This window comes from Microbacterium sp. EF45047, assembly GCF_028472845.1.
GTDB lineage: Bacteria > Actinomycetota > Actinomycetes > Actinomycetales > Microbacteriaceae > Microbacterium > Microbacterium neungamense.
Genome location: NZ_CP069429.1, coordinates 2,267,804 through 2,289,530, shown reverse-complemented (window position 1 = coordinate 2,289,530; position 21,727 = coordinate 2,267,804). Strand labels below are relative to the sequence as shown.

The window sequence follows — 21,727 nt, the reverse complement described above, 5'->3', positions numbered from 1 at the left end:
TTTCCTCGTCATCGGCGCGGCAGAACGATGGTTCCCGGCATCCGGGTCGATAACCTGACCCCAGCAGGGCCGCACCAACGCGGCCGCCGGCCCGCCGTCGGAGGGACATGCAGTGACGCAGATCGGAATCGTGCAGGAGCGCCTGGACGAGGCGCGGGTGGCCGCGACCCCGGCGACGGTGACGAAGCTCCAGGCGCTCGGCTACGAGGTCGTCGTGGAGACCGGCGCCGGTGACCGCTCCTCCTATCCCGACGAGGCGTATCGCGAGGCGGGCGCCCGGATCGTCGACGCCGCCACCGCGTGGGCGAGCGCGATCGTGCTGAAGATCGACGCCCCCACCGAGGCGGAGATCGCCCGGCTCGCCGACGGCGCCACGATCATCGCCCTGCTCTCCCCGGCGCTGCGTCCGGATCTGCTCGAGCAGCTGGCCCAGCGCGGACTCACCGCGATCGCGCTCGACGCGGTGCCGAGGATCTCCCGCGCCCAGTCGATGGATGTGCTCAGCTCCATGGCCAACCTCGCCGGCTACCGGGCGGTGATCGAGGCCGCCCACGAGTTCGGCCGGCTGTTCACCGGGCAGGTCACCGCCGCCGGACAGGTGCCGCCGGCGAAGGTCCTCGTCGCCGGCGCCGGCGTCGCCGGGCTCGCGGCCATCGGCGCGGCATCCAGCCTGGGTGCGATCGTCCGCGCCACCGACCCGCGCCCCGAGGTCGCCGACCAGGTCGCCTCGATCGGCGGCGAGTACCTGGCGGTCGACGTCGAGGTGGAGAAGTCCACCGACGGCTATGCCCGGGCGACCAGCGCGGACTACGACCGGCGCGCCGCCGAGCTCTACTCCGCCCAGGCCGCAGAGGTGGACATCATCATCACCACGGCGCTCATCCCGGGGCGGCCGGCGCCGCGGCTGATCACCGCCGCCGACGTGGCGCGGATGAAGCCGGGCAGCGTCATCGTGGACATGGCGGCCGGGCAGGGCGGCAACGTCGAGGGCTCCGTCCCCGGCCGGCGGGTGGTCACCGCGAACGGCGTGATCATCCTCGGCTACACCGACCTCGCCTCGCGCCTGGCCTCGCAGGCGTCGCAGCTGTACGGCACGAACGTCGCCAACCTCGTCGCCCTGCTCACCCCCGGCAAGGACGGCCGGCTCGCCATCGACTTCGACGACGTCGTGCAGCGCTCGGTCACCGTCGTCCGCGACGGGGAGATCACCTGGCCGCCGCCTCCGGTGCAGGTCGCGGCGACGCCGCCGGCATCCGTGCCCGCCGCCGCGCCCGCGGCCGCGGTCCCCGAGCCGAAGGGGATGCCCGCCGGCCGCCGGGCGGGACTGATCGCGCTCGGCATCGCCGCGCTGTTCCTGGTGAACGCGTTCGCGCCGCCTCCGCTGCCGCAGCACCTCACGGTGCTCGTGCTGAGCGTGGTGATCGGCTTCTACGTCATCGGCAAGGTGCACCACGCCCTGCACACGCCGCTGATGTCGGTCACCAACGCGATCAGCGGTGTGATCGTGGTCGGTGCGATGCTGCAGGTCACCGACCCGAACCCCGTGGTCCAGGTGCTCGCCGCGATCGCCGTGCTGGTGGCGAGCATCAACATCTTCGGCGGCTTCGCGGTGACCCGCCGGATGCTGGCCATGTTCACGAAGGGTGCGCAGAAGTGACCGTCGACGCGCTCGCCGGCGCCGCCTACCTCGTCGCCGCGCTGCTGTTCATCCTGAGTCTGGCCGGTCTCAGCCGTCACGAGTCCGCCCGCAACGGCGTCGTCTACGGCATCGCCGGCATGGCGATCGCGCTGCTGGCGACCCTCGCGCTCACGATCGCCGGGGCCTGGGGCGGAGCCGGCGCCGCGCTCGGCCTCACCCTGCTCGGTGCCGCGGTGCTCGTCGGCGCCGCGATCGGGCTGTGGCGGGCGCGGGTGGTGAAGATGACCGGGATGCCCGAGCTGATCGCCCTGCTGCACAGCTTCGTCGGCCTTGCCGCCGTGCTCGTGGGCTGGAACGGGCACCTCGCCCACCCGGAGATCCCGGCCGCGCTGGCCGGCATCCACGACGCCGAGGTCTTCATCGGCGTCTTCATCGGCGGGGTGACCTTCACCGGCTCGATCGTGGCGTACCTGAAGCTGTCCGCCCGGATCTCCTCACGCCCGCTGACGCTGCCCGGCAAGAACGTGCTGAACGTGCTCGCCCTGGTCGCCTTCCTCGTGCTCACGGTGTGGTTCGTGATCGACCAGCAGCTGTGGCTGCTCATCGCGGTGACCGTGCTGTCGTTCGCGCTGGGCTGGCACCTGGTCGCCTCGATCGGCGGCGGGGACATGCCGGTGGTGGTGTCGATGCTGAACAGCTACTCCGGCTGGGCCGCGGCCGCCGCCGGCTTCCTGCTGAACAACGACCTGCTCATCGTCACCGGCGCGCTGGTGGGATCGTCCGGTGCGTACCTGTCGTACATCATGTGCAGGGCGATGAACCGGTCGTTCCTGTCGGTGATCGCCGGCGGGTTCGGCATCGCCGCCTCCTCCTCCCCGGAGCTGGAGATGGGGGAGTATCGCGAGATCACCGCGGAGACCGCGGCGGGGATGCTGGCCAACGCGCAGAGCGTGATCATCACCCCCGGCTACGGAATGGCCGTCGCGCAGGCGCAGTACCCCGTCGCCGACCTCGTCGCCCGGCTGCGGGACCGCGGGGTGACCGTGCGCTTCGGCATCCACCCCGTCGCCGGACGCCTCCCCGGTCACATGAACGTCCTGCTCGCCGAGGCCAAGGTGCCGTACGACATCGTGCTCGGCATGGAGGAGATCAACGACGACTTCGCCTCGACCTCCGTCGTCCTCGTCATCGGCGCGAACGACACCGTGAACCCCGCCGCCGCGGAGGATCCGGGCAGCCCGATCGCCGGCATGCCGGTGCTGCGGGTGTGGGAGGCGGAGAACGTGATCGTGTTCAAGCGGTCCATGGCCGCGGGCTACGCCGGCGTGCAGAACCCGCTGTTCTTCCGCGAGAACGCGCACATGCTCTTCGGCGACGCCAAGGAGCGCGTGGAGGACATCATCCGCGCACTGTGAGCCCGCTCAGGCGCGCGGATGCCGGCGAGCGGATGCCGGAACCGGCGACGGAGGCCGGTGCCGGCCGTCGTCACCGGCTCAGCGGACGAACCGGACTTCCGTCAGCGTCTCGCCGAGGAACGGCTCGGTGTGCTTCGCGCCGTCGAGGTGGAAGCCGTTGCGGGCGTAGAACCGGTGGGCGCGCGGGTTGTCCTCGGCCACCCACAGGTACAGCGGCTCGTCCTTCTCGACCGCCGCGTCGAACAGACGCTGGCCGATGCCGGTGCCGTGCCACTTGTCGAGCAGGTAGATGAAGTACAGCTCGCGCAGCGCGGGGGCATCCCGATCGCGTGCGGGGCCGGACCCGACGAAGCCGACGATCTCGCCGTCGACGAGGGCGGCGCTCATCTTGAACTGCGGGCCCTGAGCGGCCCAGTGCGTCCACAGCTCCGCGAGCCGGCGGGGCTCGACCTTCGCCAGCGCGGCCTTGCTGATCAGGTGGTCGTAGGTCTCGTGCCAGCACTGCGCGTGCACACGACCCAGAGCCTCCGCGTCCACATCGCGGACAGGACGGACGATGATGTCGGGCTGGGCTTCGGCGCTCATGCCGCGACTCTACGCGCGGTCGCCGCGGAGGTGAAATCGACGGGTCGGACACCCCCGCCTCTGTGCGGAATCGACAACGGATTCCGGCGTCCGCTCCCGGATGGCTACCATCGGGCCTCGTGAACGTGATCTGGCGCACCCTCCTCGTGATCTGGCAGGCCCGCCGTCGTGCCCGCCGCGGCGACACCGTCGAGGTGACCGACGTGGGCCGCATCCGCCTGACGACGCTGCCCACCGACCTCGACATCCTCCGCCACATGAACAACGGCCGGTACCTGTCGCTGTTCGACCTCGGCCGCTGGGACCTGCTCATCCGCAGCGGCCTCTTCGACGCCATGCGCCGGCGCGGCTGGTACGCCGTGGTCTCCAGCGAGACCGTCACCTTCCGCAAGTCGCTCGAGCTGTGGCAGCGCTTCGACATCGAGACCCGGTTCACCGGTCACGACGACAAGGCGCTGTTCATGGAGCACCGGGCGGTGGTGGACGGCGAGGTGTACGCCCGCGTGATCGTGCGGGCACGGATGCTGCGCCGCAGCGGCGGCACGGTGTCGCACGAGGAGCTGTTCGCCGCGGTCGGCCACCCCGAAGGCGTGCCCGGCGTCGAGGACTGGGTGCACGCCTGGGCGGAGGCGTCCGCGCTGCCGTCCACGAAGGCGCCCGCACCGAGCGTCTGGGCGTGAGCGGGCCCGCCTGATCAGCCTGGTCGGCATGCTGCTCGTGCTGCGCGACGGGCTGCTCTCGCTGCAGAGCGTCGCCCCGCTGCCCGAGTCCGCCGCCGAACGGCGACGCTCCTTCCTCACCGCGCTGCTCGCCAGCATCCTGCCCTTCTTCGCCGTGTACGCCGCGCAGGGCCTGCTGCGCGACGACGTGCAGGCGTACGCGCTGCGGGCGCTGGCGAAGAACAGGGAGGAGATCGGGGCGACGCTCGGGACGGACCGCACCTTCGACCCGGGCGACAACGTGCTCGAGCTGTCCTTCAACGTCTGGACCGTGCTCATCATCGCCGCCGCCTTCGCCGCGCGGTGGGCGTGGGGACGCTGGTCGAGCCGGCTGCCGAAGGCGCTCTCGCTTGCCGCGGTGTACTGCGAGGTCGTCTGGGTGTTCTTCTCGCTGCTGCTGCTCAAGGACCTCAGCGACGCGGCATCCGCCTGGGTCGACACGCGGGTGGCGATGGTGTGGCTCGGCGACGCGCGGGCCGCCGTGGCCGGCTGGTTCGCGCCCTTCGTCTGGGCCGGCGACGCCCTCGGCTGGCTCATCTCGCAGGCCGGTCCCGTGCTGCTCGCGCCGCTGTCCTGGCTGACCGTCGCCGGTGTCGTCTACGGCCAGGCCATCGTCGCCGAGAAGCTCACCATCCAGCACCGGCTCGTGGAGCAGATGCGCGAGCGGGTCGCCCGGGTGCCCAACCCGGTGATGCGCCGGCTGCGCGACCTGGGCACCGAGCTCGGCTCCCGCGTGCTGCCGATCTGGAGGGCGATCCTGCTGATGTGGCGGGCGGGGCCGGTGATCATCGCGTCGTACGCCCTGCTCTACACGGCGGTCGTCGTGGCGGAGTCCTGGCTGCGCTACGGGGTGAGCCGCTGGATCGGGCCGCACGACCTGCACGCGTTCTGGGCGGTGTACTGGCCGGTGATCTTCCTGATCCCGCCGCTGATCGTCGAGCCGATCCGGCTGGCGCTGCTCGCGGGCGCGTACGACACCACGTTCGGCATGCTGCGCCGTGCGCAGGACGCGAGGACGGATGCGGATGCCCCGGTCACCGTGGAGGAGGCGGATGCTGCAGCCATCACCGCCGCCGCCGGCGTCCTGCCGACCGCGTCGCCGCGCACCGCCGTCACGGATCCACGGTGAAGCGCACGAACCGCGACTCGGCGAACAGCGGCTCCACATCGACCCAGAACGGCCCCTCGGCGTCCTCGGGCACCACGTACGGCAGCACCAGCTGATACGGCTCGGCCGTCTCGCCGTCGAGCGTCGGCACGCACTCCTCGGGCTCGGCGGTGTCCCACAGCAGGCCGGATCGCGCCGGCCGCGGTGAGGATCCAGCCCGTCGGCACGCGATCGGCCATCTTCCGGACCCACGCGGTCGCCCGGGCCTCCGACCCTGCGCGCTTCGCGGCATCCGCCTCGCCGAGCTCCCCCACGAGCAGACCTCCCTCGGCACCAGCATAGAGTCCGCCCCCGCCGACGCGAGCCCCGGTTCGGCGTCCGCGGCGGATGCCCCGCATAGGCTGGGGACATGGCAGAGGAGTCGTCGTCCGGACCGGGGCAGCGTCTCGCCGACGCCGCGGTCGAACTGGCCCGCCGCTGGGTGCAGGAGACGGCCGTGACACCGGCCGATCCCGCCGCCGCACGGCTGACCGAGGTGCTCCGCGACCCGCACGGCCTGCAGTTCATGATCGGCTTCGTCGACGGCGTGATGCGGCCGGAGAGCCTGACCGCCGCCGCCGCGAACCTGCAGCGCGTCGCCCCGCTCGCCCCCGGCTTCCTGCCCTGGTACCTCCGCGGGGTGGTGCGGCTCGGCGGCGCCGTCGCACCGGTCATCCCGGCGCCCACCGTGCCGATCGCCCGGCGCGTGCTGCGCGAGATGGTCGGCCACCTCATCGTGGACGCCCGGCCGGACAAGCTCGGGCCCGCCCTGCAGCGGGTCCGCGAGAGCGCGGCCGGCGGCACCGGCGTCCGCCTCAACCTGAACCTCCTCGGCGAGGCGGTGCTGGGGGAGGCCGAGGCGCGCCGCCGCCTGGACGGCATCCACGAGCTGATCCGCCGCGAGGACGTCGATCACGTGTCGGTGAAGGTGTCGGCGATCATGAGCCGCATCTCACTGTGGGCCTTCGACGAGGTCGTGGACGCCACCGTGGAGCGGCTGCTGCCGCTGTACCTCACCGCCGCGAGCCAGGGACCCACCTTCCTCAACCTCGACATGGAGGAGTACAAGGACCTCGACCTCACCATCGCGGTCTTCACCCGCATCCTCGAGGACCCGCGGCTGAAGCACCTGTCCGCGGGCATCGCCATCCAGGCCTACCTGCCCGACGCGCTGCCCGCGCTGCGCGAGCTCACGGCGTGGGCACGCGACCGGGTCGAGCACGGCGGCGCGCCGATCAAGGTGCGCCTGGTGAAGGGCGCGAACCTCCCCATGGAGAAGGTGGACGCCGTGATGCACGGCTGGCCGCAGGCGCCGTACCAGAGCAAGCTCGACACCGACGCGAACTACCTGCGCTGCTTGGACGAGGCGCTCCAGCCCCGCAACACCGCCGCCGTGCGCGTCGGCGTGGCCGGGCACAACCTGTTCGACATCGCCTACGCCTGGCTGCTCGCGGGGGAGCGCGGCGTGCGCGAGGCGGTGGAGTTCGAGATGCTGCTCGGCATGGCGCAGGCGCAGGTCGCTGCCGTGTCGCGCGAGGTCGGCGGGGTGCTGCTGTACGTGCCGGTGGTGCGTCCGGACGAGTTCGACGTCGCGATCAGCTACCTGGTCCGCCGCCTGGAGGAGAACGCCTCCCCGTCGAACTTCCTCTCGGCCGCCTTCCACCTCGCCGACGACCCGTCGCTGTTCGAACGGGAGCGGCTGCGCTTCCTTGACTCCGTCGCCCGTTCCGCTGACGACACCCTGCGGATCGGCCCTCGGCGCACCCAGGACCGCACCGCGCCGGTGCATGAGGCGGTGCGCCCGGTCGCGCCGGCACCGGCATCCGACGTCGATCTCACCCGCGCGGTGCTCGGCATCTCGCGCGGATCGGATGCCGGCGGGGACCCCTTCCTGGAGACCGCGGTCTACTCCCGGCAGGAGGCCGCCGCGGCCGCCCGCGCCGAGGGCGCGCCCGGCTTCGCGAACACGCCGGACAGCGATCCCTCGCTCGCCGCGAACCGCGAGTGGGCGCGGGGCATCCTCGCCCGCATCGCGGATGCCGATGCAGGAGGCGCCGCGCTCGGTGCATCCGCCCTGCGCGAGGCCCGCATCGAGGACCCGGACATGCTCGACCGCGCCGTGCAGCGGGTGCGCGACGCGAGCGTCGGGTGGGGCTCCCGCCCGGCGGCGGAGCGGGCCGAGATCCTGCAGCGCGCGGCCGCCGCGCTCGAAGCCCGCCGCGGGGAGCTGATCGAGGTCGCCGCGGTCGAGACCGGGAAGGTGTTCGCCGAAGCCGACATCGAGGTCAGCGAGGCGGTCGACTTCGCGAAGTACTACGCGGCGACGGCCCGCGAACTGGACGGCGTGACCGGCGCGGTGTTCGTGCCGGCCCGGGTGACCGTGGTGGCCCCGCCGTGGAACTTCCCGCTGGCGATCCCGGCCGGGGGTGTGCTCGCCGCGCTCGCCGCCGGCTCGGGCGTGGTGCTCAAGCCGGCGCCGCAGGCGCGGCGCTGCGCGGCGGTGATCGCGGAGACCCTGTGGCAGGCCGGCATCCCGCGGGACGTGCTCGCCCTGGTCGACATCGACGAGGGCGACCTCGGCCGGCAGCTGATCGCGCACCCGGACGTGGAGCGGGTGATCCTGACCGGATCGTGGGACACCGCGGCGCTGTTCCGCTCCTGGCGTCCGGACCTGCCGCTGCTGGCGGAGACCAGCGGCAAGAACGCCATGATCATCGCGCCCACAGCCGACCTCGACCTCGCCGTGGCCGATCTGGTGCGCAGCGCCTTCGGGCATGCCGGGCAGAAGTGCTCGGCGGCGTCGCTGGCGATCCTGGTCGGGCCGGTCGGCCGGTCCAAGCGCTTCCGCCGTCAGCTCGTCGACGCCACCCGGTCGCTGCACGTGGCCTGGCCGTCCGACCCGCGCGCCGAGGTCGGGCCGGTCATCGAACGGCCGCAGGGCAAGCTCGCCTGGGCGCTCACCGAACTGGAGGGCGACGAGCAGTGGCTGGTGAAGCCGCGGCCGGTGCCCGGCGACGAGAGCGGGCGGCTGTGGACCCCCGGCATCCGCGTCGGCGTGCAGCCCGGCTCGCGCATGCACCTCGAGGAGTTCTTCGGGCCGGTGCTCGGCATCATGCACGCGCCCACCCTGGCCCGGGCGATCGACCTGCAGAACGCCGTGCCGTTCGGGCTCACCGCCGGGCTGTGCACCCAGGACCCCGACGACCTGGCGTTGTGGCTGGATCGGGCGCAGGCGGGCAACCTGTACGTCAACCGCGGCATCACCGGGGCCATCGTGCAGCGGCAGCCGTTCGGCGGGTGGAAGCGGTCCTCGGTGGGGCCGGGGGCCAAGGTCGGCGGAGCGAACTACCTGATCCGGTTGGGCTCGTGGCGTTCGCGTCCGCGCGGCAAGTCCTCCAGCACCCTGCACCTGCGCGGTCTGGACAGCCGCATCTCCGCGCTCATCGAGTCCGCCCAGCCCTCGCTCGACTTCGACGCCTTCGAGTGGCTGCGGCAGTCCGCGCTGTCGGATGCCGTGGTGTGGGACCGCGAATTCGGCCAGGTGCGCGACGTGTCCCGCCTGGGCGTCGAGCGGAACCTGTTCCGCTACCGGCCGGTGCCGGTGGCGCTGAGGGCCACCGCGGACGCTCCGCTGCAGGAGGTGCTGCGGGTGGTGATCGCCGGCATCCGCTCGGGCGCCCGCTTCCTGCTGTCGGTGCCGAAGGGACTCCCCGCCGCCGTCCGCCGCGAGCTCGGCGGCCTCGACGTGCTCGTGGCCGTGGAGTCCGACGCGGAGTGGATCGACCGGATGGCGCGCCGGCACGAGACCCCGGCTGAGCCCGCATCCGCCACCCCGCCCGAGACCGACGCCGAGGCGGATGTCGCGCCGGCCGCGCTCGCCGCGATCGCGCGCGTGCGGCTCATCGGCGGCCGGGAGGCGGTCGCCGCCCTGCACCGCGACCTCGCCCGGGCCGTGAACGGCGACCCCGGCCTCGCCGTGTACGACGACGAGGTCACCTCGGCCGGACGCCTGGAGCTGCTGCCCTTCGTGCACGAACAGTCGGTGACCATCACCGCGCACCGGTTCGGCAACCCGGACGACTGGAGCAGCGGCGTCATCTGACATGCACCGCCGTATCTTCCCTGGATCCGTTTCGAGTTGCCCTGGCTACAACGCCACGAGACGGTCAACACCGCGAACCTGCACACCTACGACTCGATGGTGCAGGAGCTGAAGGCGCAGGACGCGCGGCAGGACGCTCTCGAGCTCGAGGTGATCAAGCACCTGGGCACCGGTCGCATGGCCGACGTGCTGGACGACATCAACATCCTGGTGCTGCCGATGCTCAACCCCGACGGCGCGATGGGCGACGTCGACTTCCCGCTCGACTACATGATCGACCTGCACCACCAGGGCACGCAGTCGCGGGTCGACGGGACGCTGGTCTCCGGGTCGATCCTGTACCCGACCACCCCCGATGTGGACCCGGCCGTGCTGGAAGGTTCGAAGCGGCTGGGCGCCGTGGTCTACGCCAGCGTGGACCCGACCGGCTGGGGGCACCTGGGCAAGTACGTCGGCGGCACCGCGAACCCGCAACGGCATCGCGGCCGAGTACGGCATCTCGACGCGTCACCCTGGAGAGCACCATCCGCGCCGTGGCGAGCGGCGAGGTGGAGACCGCCGACACGTCGTTCTGGGACACGCTCCCCCAGCAGGCGTCGGACCCCGCCGACGAGTGATCGACCGGGTCCTGGCGCGCCGACGCCCGCGCGCCAGGACCCCGTCCGCTCCTCGGGATGCTGGCGATGCACAGACTTCGGTGAGAGAATGAACGCGGCGTGCCCGAGTCGCATCTTCCCCGCCGCCGCGCAGCGGGTCGAAGGACCGCCGGGCCTGTGGACAGCGTCCGCCGCATCCGTTTCCGAGGAGCATCCATGTCGACGCCTGAGACCGCCGTGACGACCGCGCCCGCGCGGATCGCGCACCACCGCCGCTATCTGATGTGCCGCCCGGAGCACTTCACGGTGAGCTACACGATCAACCCGTGGATGGAGCCGGCCAGGCCCACCGACACCGCCAAGGCCGTGGCGCAGTGGCAGAAGCTGTACGACCTGTACCTCGAGCTGGGCCACGAGGTCGAGCTCATCGAACCGCTGGCCGACTACCCCGACATGGTCTACACCGCCAACGGCGGGTTCGTCATCGACGGTCGCGCCTACGTGCCGAAGTTCCGCTTCGTCGAGCGCGCGGGCGAGGCCCCGGCCTTCGCCGAGTGGTTCCGCAGCCACGGCTTCGAGACGATCGAGCCGGAGGAGGTCAACGAGGGCGAAGGCGACTTCCTGCTCGCCGGCGACGTCATCCTGGCCGGCACCGGCTTCCGCTCCACCGGCGACAGCCACCGCGAGGTGGGGGAGGTCTTCGGCCGTGAGGTGGTCTCGCTGAACCTCGTCGACCCGCGCTTCTACCACCTGGACACCGCGCTCGCCGTGCTCGACCCGGTCGAGGGCGTGGAGAACGGCGGGCCGGAGCGGGCGAACATCGCCTACCTCCCCGGCGCGTTCGACGAGGCCAGCCGCGCGATCCTCGAGGAGCGGTTCCCGGACGCGATCCTCGTCTCCGACGAGGACGGCGCCGTGTTCGGCCTGAACTCCGCCAGCGACGGCTACAACGTGATCATCTCGCCGCGCGCCAAGGGATTCGAGCGGCAGCTGCGCGAGCGCGGCTACAACCCGATCACCGTCGACCTGTCCGAGCTGCTGCTCGGCGGCGGCGGCATCAAGTGCTGCACGCTCGAACTGCGCGGCGCCCAGCGGAGCGAGTCGACGGAGGGTGCGAAAGTGAGCGCCGTGACCGAGGAGGCCACGCACGCGTCGACGGGCTCGGCCGCCGAGCCGCACGTCGCGGAGAACTACCACCCGCTCCCGGTGACGATCGCCCGCGCCGAAGGCGCCTGGGTGACCGACGTGGAGGGGCGCCGCTACCTCGACCTGCTCGCCGCGTACTCCGCGGTGAACTTCGGCCACCGGCATCCGGCGATCGTCGCCGCGCTCACCGAGCAGCTGGGTCGCGTGGCGCTCGTCAGCCGCGCCTTCCGCAGCGACCGCCTGGAGCCGTTCGCAGCGGCCCTGGCCGGGCTGTGCGGCAAGGAGATGGTGCTGCCGATGAACACCGGCGCGGAGGCCGTGGAGACCGGCATCAAGGTCGCCCGCGCCTGGGGGTACCGCGTGAAGGGCATCACCGAGGGCCGGGCGCGCATAGTCGTCGCCGAGGGCAACTTCCACGGCCGCACCACCACGATCGTCAGCTTCAGCGACGACGAGCAGGCGCGCGTCGACTTCGGCCCGTACACGCCGGGCTTCGACCTGGTGCCGTATGGCGACGCGGATGCCATCGCCGCCGCGATCACGGACGAGACCGCCGCCGTGCTGATCGAGCCGATCCAGGGCGAGGGCGGCGTGATCATCCCGCCGGACGGGTACCTGCGCCGCATCCGGGAGATCTGCGACGAGCGGAACGTGCTGTTCATCGCGGACGAGATCCAGTCCGGGCTGGGCCGGGTCGGGGAGACCTTCGCGTGCGACCGGGAGGGCGTCGTGCCCGACCTGTACCTGCTCGGCAAGGCGCTCGGCGGCGGCATCCTGCCGGTGTCGGCCGTGGTCGGCAACCGCGACGTCCTCGGCGTGATCCGCCCGGGCGAGCACGGCTCGACCTTCGGCGGCAACCCGCTGGCCGCGGCCGTCGGGCTGCGCGTGGTGGAGATGCTGGAGAGCGGCGAGTTCCAGGAGCGCGCCCGCGCCCTCGGCGAGCACCTCGCCGGCCGGCTGGAGACCCTCGTCGGCGAGGGCGTCACGGCGGTGCGGATCGCCGGGCTGTGGGCGGGCGTCGACATCGACCCGGCGCGCGGATCCGGGCGGGAGGTCGCGGAGAAGCTCCTGGAGCGCGGCGTGCTCGTGAAGGACACGCACGGTCAGACCATCCGCATCGCCCCGCCGCTGGTCATCCGCGCCACCGAGCTGGACTGGGGTGTGGAGCAGCTGCGGGTGGTGCTGGGGGGCTGACCGCCCCGCGAGACTCGGCGTTCTGCACGAGACGGCACGAACAGCGGCCTGTCTCGTGCAGAACGGCACGTCTCGCGCGGATCAGTCCTCGCGCTCGGGACTCGCGTCGCCCTGGATGGCGCCGTGCGGCGAGTGGCCGTGCGAGCTGTCACCCTGGATCGCGCCGCCCTGCGTCGCGCCCTGCGGGTCGTTCTCGACGGGCTCCTCGTCGGCTCGGGCGGCCGATGTCTCGTGCTCGTCCGGTTCGGTGAACTCCTGCCGGTGGGCGGGGTCGTTCGGGTCGGGGATCGCCTGGTTCTCGTCCATGCCGCAACGGTAGGCGCGGCGAGACGGATGCGGCAGGGGGTTGACAGCCCGGCCCCGCCGGCCCCCGGATGCCTGCCGGCCGCGTCCAGGTCGCGAAAAGTGCCGGTATCGCGGCGCCGAAGCGGCGGGTCAGGCGGGGGAGTCGTCGGGGTCGAGGGCCTTCAGGGCGTCCTCCTCGACGGCGGTGTCGGCGTCGAGCTGCTCCTCGGTGTTCGCGTCCCCGCCCAGCGGCGCGCCGCCGCCCTCGGCGTTGCGTGCGCCCTCGCTGCTCGGCCCGCCCCTGGCTGCGGAGTCGTCGGATGCCGGCCGCTCGGCGCCGTCGGCCTGCCTCGGCTCGCCGGACCCCTGCGGGTCCTGACCCGGCGTGTGCGGGTGCTGCCCGGCATCCGAGCGCTGCCCGGCCTCCGAGCCGTGTCCGGAGTCCGACCCGTGCCCGGCATCCGATCCCGGCGTGTTCTCGTGGTGGTTCTCGTCCATGCCGCGGACGCTACCCCGGGGCGTCGGAGCGTACGAGGTGCTTGACAACCGCGCCGGTCAGTCCTCGCGCTCCACCCGGATCGGGGTGGTCGCCGCCGTGCGGTCGTCGAAGGATGCCGGATCCATCGCCCGGATCACCGACAGCGGCCGCGTCTCGTCCAGCGTGAGCCGGAAGCGGGCGTCGTCGCGGCGATGCAGCCGTCCCGACCACAGCATCCAGCCGATGCCGATCCCGAACGCGAGGATGCCGGCGACCCCGCCGACCGTGATCGCGGCTCGCGCGGAGAACGTGTCCACCACCCATCCCGCGATCGGCGCGCCGATCGGCGTGGACCCCATGATGACCGCCATGTACAGCGCCAGCACGCGGCCGCGCAGCGCGGCATCCGTCGTCGTCTGCACGTACCCGTTCGCGGTGGTGAGCATGGTCACGGTGGAGAAGCCGACGAGCACGAGCACCGCCGCGTACGTGCCGTAAGTGGGCATGGCGGCGGAGACGAGGGATGCCACGCCGAAGCCGCCGGCGGCGAGGACGAGCACCCGCACGCGGGCGCGGTCGCGGCGCGCGGCCAGCAGCGCGCCGGTGAGCGAGCCGATGGCGAGCACCGAGCTGAGCAGGCCGTAGCCGTCGGCCTCGCGGCCGAACTCGAGGGCCATGGTCGACGCGTAGATGGGGAAGTTCATGCCGAACGCGCCGATCAGGAACACCATCACGAACACGACGACGAGGTCGCTGCGTCCGCGCACGTAGCGGAAGCCCTCCGCGAGCCCGCCGGCGCGGCGGTGCTTCGCGCGCGGGATGAGCTCGTTCCGCCGGATCAGCAGCAGCGCGACGATCATCGCGAGGAAGGTCACCGCGTTCGCGACGAACACCCAACCCGAGCCGATCGCGACGATGAGGAGGCCGCCCGCGGCGGGTCCGATCAGACGGGCCATGTTGAACGAGGCGGAGTTCAGGGCGACCGCGTTCGAGGTGTCCTCGATGCTCACCATGTCGGACACGAAGGCCTGGCGGGCCGGAGCGTCGAAGGCGTTCGCGACGCCGAACGCCGCGGCGAAGCAGAACATCAGCGGCAGGGTCATCACGCCGGTGAGCAGCAGCACCGCGACGGCGAGCGCCAGCAGCATCAGCACGGTCTGCGTGCACAGCAGCACGCGGCGGCGGTCGAAGCGGTCGGCCACCCAGCCGGTCATGCTCACCAGGACGAGCGGGGGCCCGAACTGCAGGGCCATCGTGACGCCCATCGCGGTGGCGTCGTTGTCGGTCAGCTCGGTCAGCACGACCCAGTCCTGGGCGGTGGCCTGCATCCATCCGCCGATGTTCGACACCACCGCGCCGAGGAACCAGGTGCGGTAGTTGAACGACCGGAAGGATCGGAATATGGCGCTCATCGCTCGGCCAGCCTCCGGATCAGAGCGCTGGCCTCGCGCAGCACGGCGATCTCGTTCTCGTCCAGGCCGAGGTCGGTGATCATGCCGGCGAGCAGCTCGTCGCGGCGGCGGATGGTCTCGGCGACGAGCTCGATGCCGCGCTCCGTGATCTCGACGTGCACGCGCCGGCGGTCGTCCTCGTCCGGGATGCGGACCACGTACCCCTGTTCGGCGAGGCCGTTGATCATCGAGGTCATCGTGGGTGCGGTGACCCGTTCGCGCTCGGCGAGAGCGGAGAGCGTGTGGCGGCCGTGCATCCGCAGCGCGGCGAGGACGGCGAGCTGTGCGTCGCTCATCGCGTCGACGGCGCGGGCGCAGCGCAGGCGCCGGGCGAGGCGGAACACCGCGAAGCGCAGCTCGGCGGCGGTGTCGTGGAGGGCTTCGGGCGAGGATGGCATTACTTAGACAGTCTAAGTAAATTTCTCGAGGATCGGAAGCGGGCGCCTCTCCGGCCGGTGCGCGCCCCCGCTCGGCAGCACGCGGACCCCGCCGGGCGGGGCAAGTATGCGCCTCGGGCGACCGTCGCGCCAGCCCATGGCGAAGGCGGCGGCGCGGGGGCACGCTGAACGTGCGGGCGGACGGTCGCGCCCGGCGTCCGCCCCGCACCCATGGAAGGAGCGAGCATGGACACCCCGCAGCACGAACTGGTGAGCCTCGCGGACAGCGACCGCACGGTCGCCGAGGAGGACGACATCCGCGGTCGGACGGTGAGGGACCTCGACGGCGAGGAGATCGGGAAGGTGGAGGATCTGCTCGTCGACACCGAAGAGAACAAGGTGCGGTTCCTCGTGGTCGCCTCCGGCGGATTCCTCGGGCTCGGCGAGCACCGGTCGTACATCCCCGTCGACGCCGTCACCGGCATCCGCGACGACGAGGTGCGCATCGACCAGAGCCGGGAACGGCTCGCCGGGGCACCCGGCTACGACCCGGAGCTGATCAACGACCGCGAATACAACGAGGGCGTCTTCGGCTACTACGGGTACACCCCGTTCTGGGCGGCCGGATACGTGTACCCCGCGTACCCGTACCTGCCCTGACGTCCGGCGTCACGGCGCACGGGAGCGCGCAGGCGCCCTCGTAGACTCGTCGGCATGACGCGCACAGCGGAGTTCACCGACGCGTACGGCATCGCGATCGTCTACGACGTGCACGAGGCGCAGGAGCCCGCCCGCGGCGTCGTGCAGCTGCTGCACGGTGTGGGCGAGCACGCCGGACGGTACCCGAAGCTCATCGAGGCGCTCACCGGCGCCGGATTCCACGTGTACGCCGACGACCACCGCGGACACGGCCGCACCGGCATCCGTCAGCACGGCGGGCCGGAACGGCTCGGCCGGCTCGGCAAGGGCGGACTGCGCGCCGCAGTCGATGCGGTGTGGCGGCTGACGGAGATCATCCGCGCCGAGCACCCCGACCTCCCGCTCGTGCTGCTCGGGCACTCCTGGGGGTCGTTCCTCGCGCAGAAGCTCCTCAACCGGCATCCGGAGGCCTACGACGCGGTCATCCTCTCCGGCTCCGCGCTGCTCACCCCGACTGACCTGAACCCGCTGCCGCTGAACGCGCGGTGGAAGGCGCCCGATGCCACCGGCTTCGAATGGCTCTCCCGCGATCCCGAGGTGTGGCGGGCCTTCGCCGACGACCCGCTCACGACCGACGTGCCCCTGTTGAAGCTCTTCGGCCCGGTCGAGGCGGCGCGGCTCTACGGCGTGCCGCGCCGCGACCTCGGCAGGGACATCCCGGTGCTGCTGCTCGTGGGCCGCGACGACCCGGTCGGCGGGCCCCGCAGCGTGCACCGGCTCGCGCACGCGTATCGCACGCGCTCAGGGCTCACGGATGTCACGACGCTCGTCTATCCGGATGCCCGGCACGAGCTGTTCAACGAGACGAACCAGGAGGAGGTCCGCGCGAACGTCCTCGTCTGGCTCGACCGCCGCTTCCCGCCTCGCGCCTAAGCTGGACTGCGTGCACGGAGAGTACAAGGTCCCAGGCGGAAAGCTCGTCGTCGTCGACCTCGAGGTCGAGAACGGCCTGATCCGGGACTTCCGCCTCGCCGGGGACTTCTTCCTCGAGCCGGACACGGCCCTCGACGACATCAACACCGCGGTGACGGGGATGCCGGCCGAGGCCGATGTCGCCACGATCGCGGCCGCCGTCCGCCGGGCGCTCCCCGACGGCGCACAGCTGCTCGGCTTCTCCCCGGAGGCGGTCGGCACCGCGGTGCGCCGCGCCCTCGTCACCGCCCCGGGCTGGCGCGACTTCGACTGGGAGATCGTGCACGAGCACGCCGTCTCGCCGCGGATGAACCTCGCCCTCGACGAGGTGCTCACCGCACGCGTCGGCGAGGGCAGGCGCCGCCCCACGCTGCGGATCTGGGAGTGGAACGAGTCCGCGGTCGTGATCGGCTCGTTCCAGTCCTACCGCAACGAGGTCGACCCCGAGGGCGCCGCGCGGCACGGCTTCGACGTGGTGCGCCGGATCTCCGGCGGCGGGGCGATGCTCATGGCGGCCGGGCAGATCATCACGTACTCGCTGTACGTGCCGGCATCCCTCGTGCAGGGCATGACCTTCGCCGACTCGTACGCGTTCCTCGACGACTGGGTGCTGCAGGCGCTGCGCTCCGTCGGGATCGAGGCGACCTACCAGCCCCTGAACGACATCGCCAGCCCGACCGGCAAGATCGGCGGCGCCGCGCAGAAGCGCCTGGCCAACGGCGGCGTGCTGCACCACGCCACCCTGTCGTACGACATCGACGGTCAGATGATGACCGAGGTGCTGCGCATCGGCCGGGAGAAGCTCAGCGACAAGGGCACCGTCTCTGCCGCCAAGCGCGTCGACCCGCTGCGCAGCCAGACCGGTCTGCCGCGCGCAGAGATCATCGAGCGCTTCAAGGACACCTTCCGCTCCCTCACCGGCGCCGAGGACGGCACGATCACACCCGACGAGTACGCCGACGCCGAGGCGCTCGTCGCATCGAAGTTCGCGACCGAGGCATGGCTGCATCGCGTGCCGTGATCGCCGCCGATGAGGGCGCGGACCCTTCGACGGGCTCAGGGTCCGAGACGGGCTCAGGGTCCGAGACGGGCTCAGGGTCCGAGACGGGCTCAGGGGCCGCGCCGGGGGCCGTCGAGGTCATTCAGGGCGACAGCCTCGAGGTCGCCCGCACGCTGCCCTCGGCATCGTTCACCCTGGTCTACCTCGACCCGCCGTTCAACACCGGCCGCGCCCAGCAGCGCCAGGTGATCACCTCCCGCCGCCCGGCCCAGGATGCGCCGGCTGACGGCGGGAGCGAGCGCGAGGTGCGTCACGGCTTCCACGGGCATGCGTACGAGCGCGTGCGCGAGATGCTGCGCCAGTACGACGACCGGTTCGACGACTACGGCGCCTTCCTGATGCCGCGCCTCGAGGAGGCCTGGCGGCTCCTCGCCGCCGACGGCACCCTCTACCTGCACCTCGACTATCGCGAGGCCCATTACGCCAAGGTCATGCTCGACGCTGTGTTCGGTCGCGACGCCTTCCTGAACGAGATCATCTGGGCCTACGACTACGGCGCCAAGTCGCGCCGGCGCTGGCCGACCAAGCACGACACGATCCTGGTCTACGTGAAGACCCCCGGCGGGCACGTGTTCAACGCCGACGACATCGACCGCGAGCCGTACATGGCCCCCGGCCTCGTCACGCCCGAGAAGGCGGCGCGAGGCAAGCTGCCCACGGATGTCTGGTGGCACACGATCGTGCCGACCACCGGCCGGGAGAAGACCGGCTATCCGACGCAGAAGCCCGAGGGCATCCTGCGCCGCATCGTGCAGGCATCCAGCCGTCCGGGCGACCGCGTGCTCGACCTGTTCGCCGGCTCCGGCACGACCGGCGCCGTGGCATCCGCCCTCGGCCGCGACGCGGTGCTCGTCGACCACAGCCCCGAGGCCATCCGCGTGATGCGGAAGCGGATGCCGCACGCGGTCATCCGCACCGCCTGAACCGCCGCGCACGGCGATCCGCAGCGCCTGACCCGCCGCGAGCCGCCGCGCCCGGCCGGCCCGCGAGCGAGGGCCCCGCCGTTGTCGTTCCCCTTCGCATCCCCGCGATGAAAAGGATAATCATTCGCAACAGCTGCTAGAGGCCCTCATCGTGCCCGCACGTCGAAAGGACCGCATGCCCCGTCGCCCCGCGCTCGCGCTCGCCCTCGTCCTCGTGCTCACCGGGTGCGCCGCGGCTTCCCCGGGTTCCGGCGACAGCAGCACCGGCGGCGGCAGCCCCGAGGGGGGCGAGACCGCCCGCGCGAGCGACGGCATCCGCGAACTGTCCGAACCGGCGCTGCACCTGGAACCACGGCGACCACGCCCACTACTACCGCGCACCCTCCCGCGTGATCGGCGAGATCCGCGGCCCCGGCACGCCGGTGGTCGTCCCCGGCGAGACCGGCACCGGCATCCTGTTCCACGGCGAGGCCGTGCTGCTGGACACGATCGCGCTCGCCGACGGCGAGATCGCCGAGCTCTTCCGCATGGACGTCGCGCCGCACACCGGGCTCGTCGTCCCGCTCGCCGAGGGTGCGGCCGTCACCGAACCCGACGCCTCCGGCCTCGCGCACGCACTGCGCATCGTGGACGCCGACGGGGTCGCCGGGGAGCGGATCGAATGCGCGGATGCCGCCGGCGCGATCGCCACGGCCGTCGGCGTCGTCGTCGGCTGCGCGGACGGCGCCGTGCTCGCCGTCGGCGGAGACCCGGCCGCCGGCATCGCAGCCGTCCTGCTGTCGGGATGCGCCGCGCCGTCCGGCGCCGCAGACACCGATGCCGCAGACACCGACACCGACGCCGCCGCGGCGGGTGACGGCCCACGCGTCGCCATCGCCTACGAGGGCGGTGTGCTCGTCGTGGACGGCGAGACGCTCGAAGTGATCGCGGACCTGCCCTCGGAGGAGTTCGTGCGGCTGAATCCCGCCGGCGACGACCGGCACGTCGTCGTCACCACGTCGAAGGGCTTCCAGTTCCTCGACATGGATGCCGCCGAGCTCACCGACCTCGTGGTCCCGGCCGAGGCGGCCGCGCACGTGGTGCGCCACGCCGGCCGCACAGTGCTCTACGACGACGCCACCAGCGACACGACGATCTTCGACACCGCCGAGCTCGCCGAGATGGACGGCACACTGCCCGCGGCGGAGGTCGTCCCGGGCGTGGAGGCGCACCACGGTGTGTCCGTCGTCCTCGAGGACGGCACGCTCGTGACCACCGTCGGCGACGCCACGGCCCGCACCGGCATCCGCGCGACGGATGCCGAGGGTGCCGACATCGCGGCGAACGCCGACTGCCCCGGTGTGCACGGCGAGGGCGCGGCGAAGGACGAGGCGCTCGTCTTCGGATGCGAGAACGGAGTGCTCGTGTACGACGACGGCGAGATCACGAAGCTGACCTCCCCGGACGCGTACGGCCGGATCGGCAACGCGTACGCCTCCGAGGACAGCCCGCTCGTGGTGATGGACTACAACGACGACCCTGATGCCGAGGGCTACCTGCTCTCGGACATCGTCCTCGTCGACACCGAGGCGAAGACCCTGCAGAAGGTGGCTCTGCCGGACGGCGTCGAGTACACCTGGCGCGGCGTCGTGCGCGGTCCGTCCGGCGATGCGCTGATGATCGGCTCTGACGGCCGGCTGCACGTCATCGACCCGGCAACCGGCGCGGTGACGGCCTCGCACGACGCGATCGAGGCCTGGGAGGGACCGGCCGAGTGGCAGCAGCCGCATCCGGCCATCGCCGTCGCCGGCGATGTGGTGTACGTGACCGACGCCGCGAACCGTGAGATCGTCGCCCTCGACGCCGCCGGCGGCGAGGAGATCGCCCGCGCGGGCCTGCCCGAGACGCCGAACGAGATCGCGGTCGTCGAGTAAGCGCGCGCCCCGGTGGGTCAGCCCGCGGGGTCGCGGTGGGATGCCAGCGCCTCGGCCAGCGCCGAACGCACCGCGCGGATGCCGCCGGCCTCGCGGGCCACGGTGCGCACCGCCGTGAACACCTCGCGGACCGGTTCGCCCGGGAGCGGGGCGAGCGTCACCTCCGGGCGGCGGTCGCCCCAGATCAGGTCGGGCAGCATCCCGACCGCGTGACCGGCCGCGACGAGCCGGACGTGCGCGGTGAGGTCGGTGGCCTCGAACCGCACGTCCGGCTCGAAACCCGCAGCCCGGCACTGCTGCACGGCCCACTGCCGTGCCGCGGTGCCGGGCGGCTCCATCACCCAGGCGCGGTCGCGGAGCGCGGCCAGGGGCTGCGGCTCCTCGGCCGGCGGCAGCACCAGCCGGATCGGGTCCTCGCCGAGCAGCTCGTGCTCCACGCCCTCGCGCCGCTCCCGGGTGTGCCCCGGATACTGCTCCGCGATGACGAGGTCGAAGCGGCGGGCGGCGAGCTCGAACAGGCCGTCCTCCGGCGCGAGCTCGGCCACCTCGACGCGCAGTGCGGGCATCCGTTCGGCGAGGAGCGTCAGCGCGGCGGGCACGATCGTCTGCGCGGCCGTCGGCATCGCCGCCATCCGCACCGGCTCCAGGCCGCCGTGCACGGACAGCGCCGCCCGTGCCGCCTCGTCGAGCTCGAGTGCCCGCGCCGCGTGCGCGGCCAGCTGCCGGCCGTGCGCGGTCAGGCGCACCCGCCGGCCGTCCGGCTCGAGCAGGGGAACGCCGGCCTCGCGCTCCAGGATCGCCAGCTGCTGCGACACCGTGGACGGGCTGTAGGACAGGTTCGCGGCCACCTCGGCGATGGTGCCGCGGAGTGCCAGCTCGTGCAGCATCCGCAGTCGTCGGAGTTCGAACATCGGTCTCTCTCATCTCCCCCGTCCCTCCTCCTCCCTCCTCCTCCCTCTCCCTCCTCCTTTTCCCCGGGTTTGGGGCGGATTCTCGCGTTTGGGGCGGTGCAGCACCGCCCCAAACGCAGAAATCCGCCCCAAACCCGAAGTGAAGTGAAGGGGAGGGTGCCGGGAGGACGGATGC

Annotated in this window: 18 protein-coding genes and 1 pseudogene; 12 read left to right on the top strand and 7 right to left on the bottom strand. The window is 72.3% G+C overall.

What is annotated here, in order from left to right:
- The first annotated feature begins 112 nt into the window (after window positions 1–112).
- Together JRG78_RS11220 and pntB are read left to right on the top strand one after the other, a co-directional pair.
- The gene (locus tag JRG78_RS11220; protein ID WP_259606736.1) at window positions 113–1,657 is read left to right on the top strand and encodes a Re/Si-specific NAD(P)(+) transhydrogenase subunit alpha; all 1,545 of its coding nucleotides are present in this window, start codon (window positions 113–115) and stop codon (window positions 1,655–1,657) included.
- Window positions 1,654–3,054: a Re/Si-specific NAD(P)(+) transhydrogenase subunit beta gene (pntB, locus tag JRG78_RS11215; RefSeq protein WP_259606735.1), complete on the top strand. Its 1,401-nt coding sequence runs from the start codon at window positions 1,654–1,656 to the stop codon at window positions 3,052–3,054. Before JRG78_RS11220 ends, pntB begins: the two co-directional genes overlap by 4 nt.
- Before the next feature lie 78 nt (window positions 3,055–3,132).
- Here pntB and JRG78_RS11210 read toward each other — a convergent pair whose 3' ends face one another.
- Entirely contained in the window at window positions 3,133–3,639 is a 507-nt protein-coding gene (locus JRG78_RS11210; RefSeq protein ID WP_259606734.1) for a GNAT family N-acetyltransferase, read from the bottom strand.
- Window positions 3,640–3,758: 119 nt separating this feature from the next.
- Here JRG78_RS11210 and JRG78_RS11205 point away from each other — a divergent pair, with 119 nt between their 5' ends.
- The gene (locus tag JRG78_RS11205; protein WP_259606733.1) at window positions 3,759–4,319 is read left to right on the top strand and encodes an acyl-CoA thioesterase; all 561 of its coding nucleotides are present in this window, start codon (window positions 3,759–3,761) and stop codon (window positions 4,317–4,319) included.
- A 28-nt stretch (window positions 4,320–4,347) separates the two neighbouring features.
- Window positions 4,348–5,487, top strand: coding sequence for a hypothetical protein (locus JRG78_RS11200; RefSeq protein WP_259606732.1), 1,140 nt, complete (start codon window positions 4,348–4,350; stop codon window positions 5,485–5,487).
- On the opposite strand, the gene JRG78_RS11195 is transcribed toward JRG78_RS11200, so the two are convergent.
- The gene (locus tag JRG78_RS11195; RefSeq protein WP_259606731.1) at window positions 5,471–5,617 is read right to left on the bottom strand and encodes a hypothetical protein; all 147 of its coding nucleotides are present in this window, start codon (window positions 5,615–5,617) and stop codon (window positions 5,471–5,473) included. The two genes, JRG78_RS11200 and JRG78_RS11195, sit on opposite strands and share 17 nt — an antisense overlap.
- Before the next feature lie 258 nt (window positions 5,618–5,875).
- On the opposite strand from JRG78_RS11195, the gene JRG78_RS11190 reads away from it, so the two are divergent.
- The 3 genes and pseudogenes from JRG78_RS11190 to rocD all read left to right on the top strand — a co-directional run bounded on the left by JRG78_RS11190 (window position 5,876) and on the right by rocD (window position 12,543).
- Entirely contained in the window at window positions 5,876–9,607 is a 3,732-nt protein-coding gene (locus tag JRG78_RS11190) for a bifunctional proline dehydrogenase/L-glutamate gamma-semialdehyde dehydrogenase (RefSeq protein ID WP_259606730.1), read from the top strand.
- A gap of 63 nt (window positions 9,608–9,670) precedes the next feature.
- Window positions 9,671–10,224, top strand: a pseudogene (locus tag JRG78_RS11185) (carboxypeptidase); the annotation flags it as partial.
- Between the two features lie 195 nt (window positions 10,225–10,419).
- Window positions 10,420–12,543, top strand: coding sequence for an ornithine--oxo-acid transaminase (rocD, locus tag JRG78_RS12775; RefSeq protein WP_432806411.1), 2,124 nt, complete (start codon window positions 10,420–10,422; stop codon window positions 12,541–12,543).
- Window positions 12,544–12,624: 81 nt separating this feature from the next.
- Here the strand turns inward: rocD and JRG78_RS11170 are convergent, their stop codons facing one another.
- The 4 genes from JRG78_RS11170 to JRG78_RS11155 all read right to left on the bottom strand — a co-directional run bounded on the left by JRG78_RS11170 (window position 12,625) and on the right by JRG78_RS11155 (window position 15,155).
- Window positions 12,625–12,849 (bottom strand): hypothetical protein, encoded by a 225-nt coding sequence (locus JRG78_RS11170; RefSeq protein WP_259606729.1) that lies wholly within the window; start codon window positions 12,847–12,849, stop codon window positions 12,625–12,627.
- A 129-nt stretch (window positions 12,850–12,978) separates the two neighbouring features.
- Window positions 12,979–13,326, bottom strand: a complete 348-nt coding sequence (locus tag JRG78_RS11165; RefSeq protein ID WP_259606728.1) for a hypothetical protein — start codon at window positions 13,324–13,326, stop codon at window positions 12,979–12,981.
- 57 nt (window positions 13,327–13,383) lie between these two features.
- Entirely contained in the window at window positions 13,384–14,718 is a 1,335-nt protein-coding gene (locus tag JRG78_RS11160; RefSeq protein ID WP_272653385.1) for an MFS transporter, read from the bottom strand.
- Window positions 14,715–15,155 carry a MarR family winged helix-turn-helix transcriptional regulator gene (locus JRG78_RS11155; RefSeq protein WP_259606727.1) on the bottom strand — a complete coding sequence of 147 codons (441 nt, stop codon included), beginning with the start codon at window positions 15,153–15,155 and terminating at the stop codon, window positions 14,715–14,717. Before JRG78_RS11155 ends, JRG78_RS11160 begins: the two co-directional genes overlap by 4 nt.
- 225 nt (window positions 15,156–15,380) lie before the next feature.
- Here JRG78_RS11155 and JRG78_RS11150 point away from each other — a divergent pair, with 225 nt between their 5' ends.
- The 5 genes from JRG78_RS11150 to aztD all read left to right on the top strand — a co-directional run bounded on the left by JRG78_RS11150 (window position 15,381) and on the right by aztD (window position 20,641).
- Window positions 15,381–15,794: a PRC-barrel domain-containing protein gene (locus JRG78_RS11150; protein ID WP_272653384.1), complete on the top strand. Its 414-nt coding sequence runs from the start codon at window positions 15,381–15,383 to the stop codon at window positions 15,792–15,794.
- A gap of 54 nt (window positions 15,795–15,848) precedes the next feature.
- Window positions 15,849–16,706, top strand: coding sequence for an alpha/beta fold hydrolase (locus JRG78_RS11145; RefSeq protein WP_272653383.1), 858 nt, complete (start codon window positions 15,849–15,851; stop codon window positions 16,704–16,706).
- 10 nt (window positions 16,707–16,716) lie between these two features.
- Complete coding sequence (locus tag JRG78_RS11140) at window positions 16,717–17,766, top strand: lipoyl protein ligase domain-containing protein (protein WP_272653382.1); 1,050 nt, start codon at window positions 16,717–16,719, stop codon at window positions 17,764–17,766.
- Window positions 17,745–18,728 carry a DNA-methyltransferase gene (locus tag JRG78_RS11135; protein WP_272653381.1) on the top strand — a complete coding sequence of 328 codons (984 nt, stop codon included), beginning with the start codon at window positions 17,745–17,747 and terminating at the stop codon, window positions 18,726–18,728. The genes JRG78_RS11140 and JRG78_RS11135 overlap by 22 nt, the downstream gene beginning before the upstream one ends.
- Window positions 18,729–19,117: 389 nt before the next feature.
- Window positions 19,118–20,641: a zinc metallochaperone AztD gene (gene aztD / locus JRG78_RS11130; protein WP_272653380.1), complete on the top strand. Its 1,524-nt coding sequence runs from the start codon at window positions 19,118–19,120 to the stop codon at window positions 20,639–20,641.
- Window positions 20,642–20,658: 17 nt separating this feature from the next.
- Here aztD and JRG78_RS11125 read toward each other — a convergent pair whose 3' ends face one another.
- Complete coding sequence (locus JRG78_RS11125; protein WP_272653379.1) at window positions 20,659–21,552, bottom strand: LysR family transcriptional regulator; 894 nt, start codon at window positions 21,550–21,552, stop codon at window positions 20,659–20,661.
- Window positions 21,553–21,727 lie beyond the last annotated feature (175 nt).

Coding starts and splice junctions, on each gene's coding strand:
- JRG78_RS11200 (WP_259606732.1), top strand. CDS start 4,348: ATGCTGCTCGTGCTGCGCGACGGGCTGCTCTCGCTGCAGAGCGTCGCC.
- JRG78_RS11160 (WP_272653385.1), bottom strand. CDS start 14,718: ATGAGCGCCATATTCCGATCCTTCCGGTCGTTCAACTACCGCACCTGG.
- JRG78_RS11190 (WP_259606730.1), top strand. CDS start 5,876: ATGGCAGAGGAGTCGTCGTCCGGACCGGGGCAGCGTCTCGCCGACGCC.
- JRG78_RS11210 (WP_259606734.1), bottom strand. CDS start 3,639: ATGAGCGCCGAAGCCCAGCCCGACATCATCGTCCGTCCTGTCCGCGAT.
- JRG78_RS11150 (WP_272653384.1), top strand. CDS start 15,381: ATGGACACCCCGCAGCACGAACTGGTGAGCCTCGCGGACAGCGACCGC.
- JRG78_RS11135 (WP_272653381.1), top strand. CDS start 17,745: ATGGCTGCATCGCGTGCCGTGATCGCCGCCGATGAGGGCGCGGACCCT.
- JRG78_RS11145 (WP_272653383.1), top strand. CDS start 15,849: ATGACGCGCACAGCGGAGTTCACCGACGCGTACGGCATCGCGATCGTC.
- rocD (WP_432806411.1), top strand. CDS start 10,420: ATGTCGACGCCTGAGACCGCCGTGACGACCGCGCCCGCGCGGATCGCG.
- JRG78_RS11155 (WP_259606727.1), bottom strand. CDS start 15,155: ATGCCATCCTCGCCCGAAGCCCTCCACGACACCGCCGCCGAGCTGCGC.
- JRG78_RS11125 (WP_272653379.1), bottom strand. CDS start 21,552: ATGTTCGAACTCCGACGACTGCGGATGCTGCACGAGCTGGCACTCCGC.
- JRG78_RS11170 (WP_259606729.1), bottom strand. CDS start 12,849: ATGGACGAGAACCAGGCGATCCCCGACCCGAACGACCCCGCCCACCGG.
- JRG78_RS11165 (WP_259606728.1), bottom strand. CDS start 13,326: ATGGACGAGAACCACCACGAGAACACGCCGGGATCGGATGCCGGGCAC.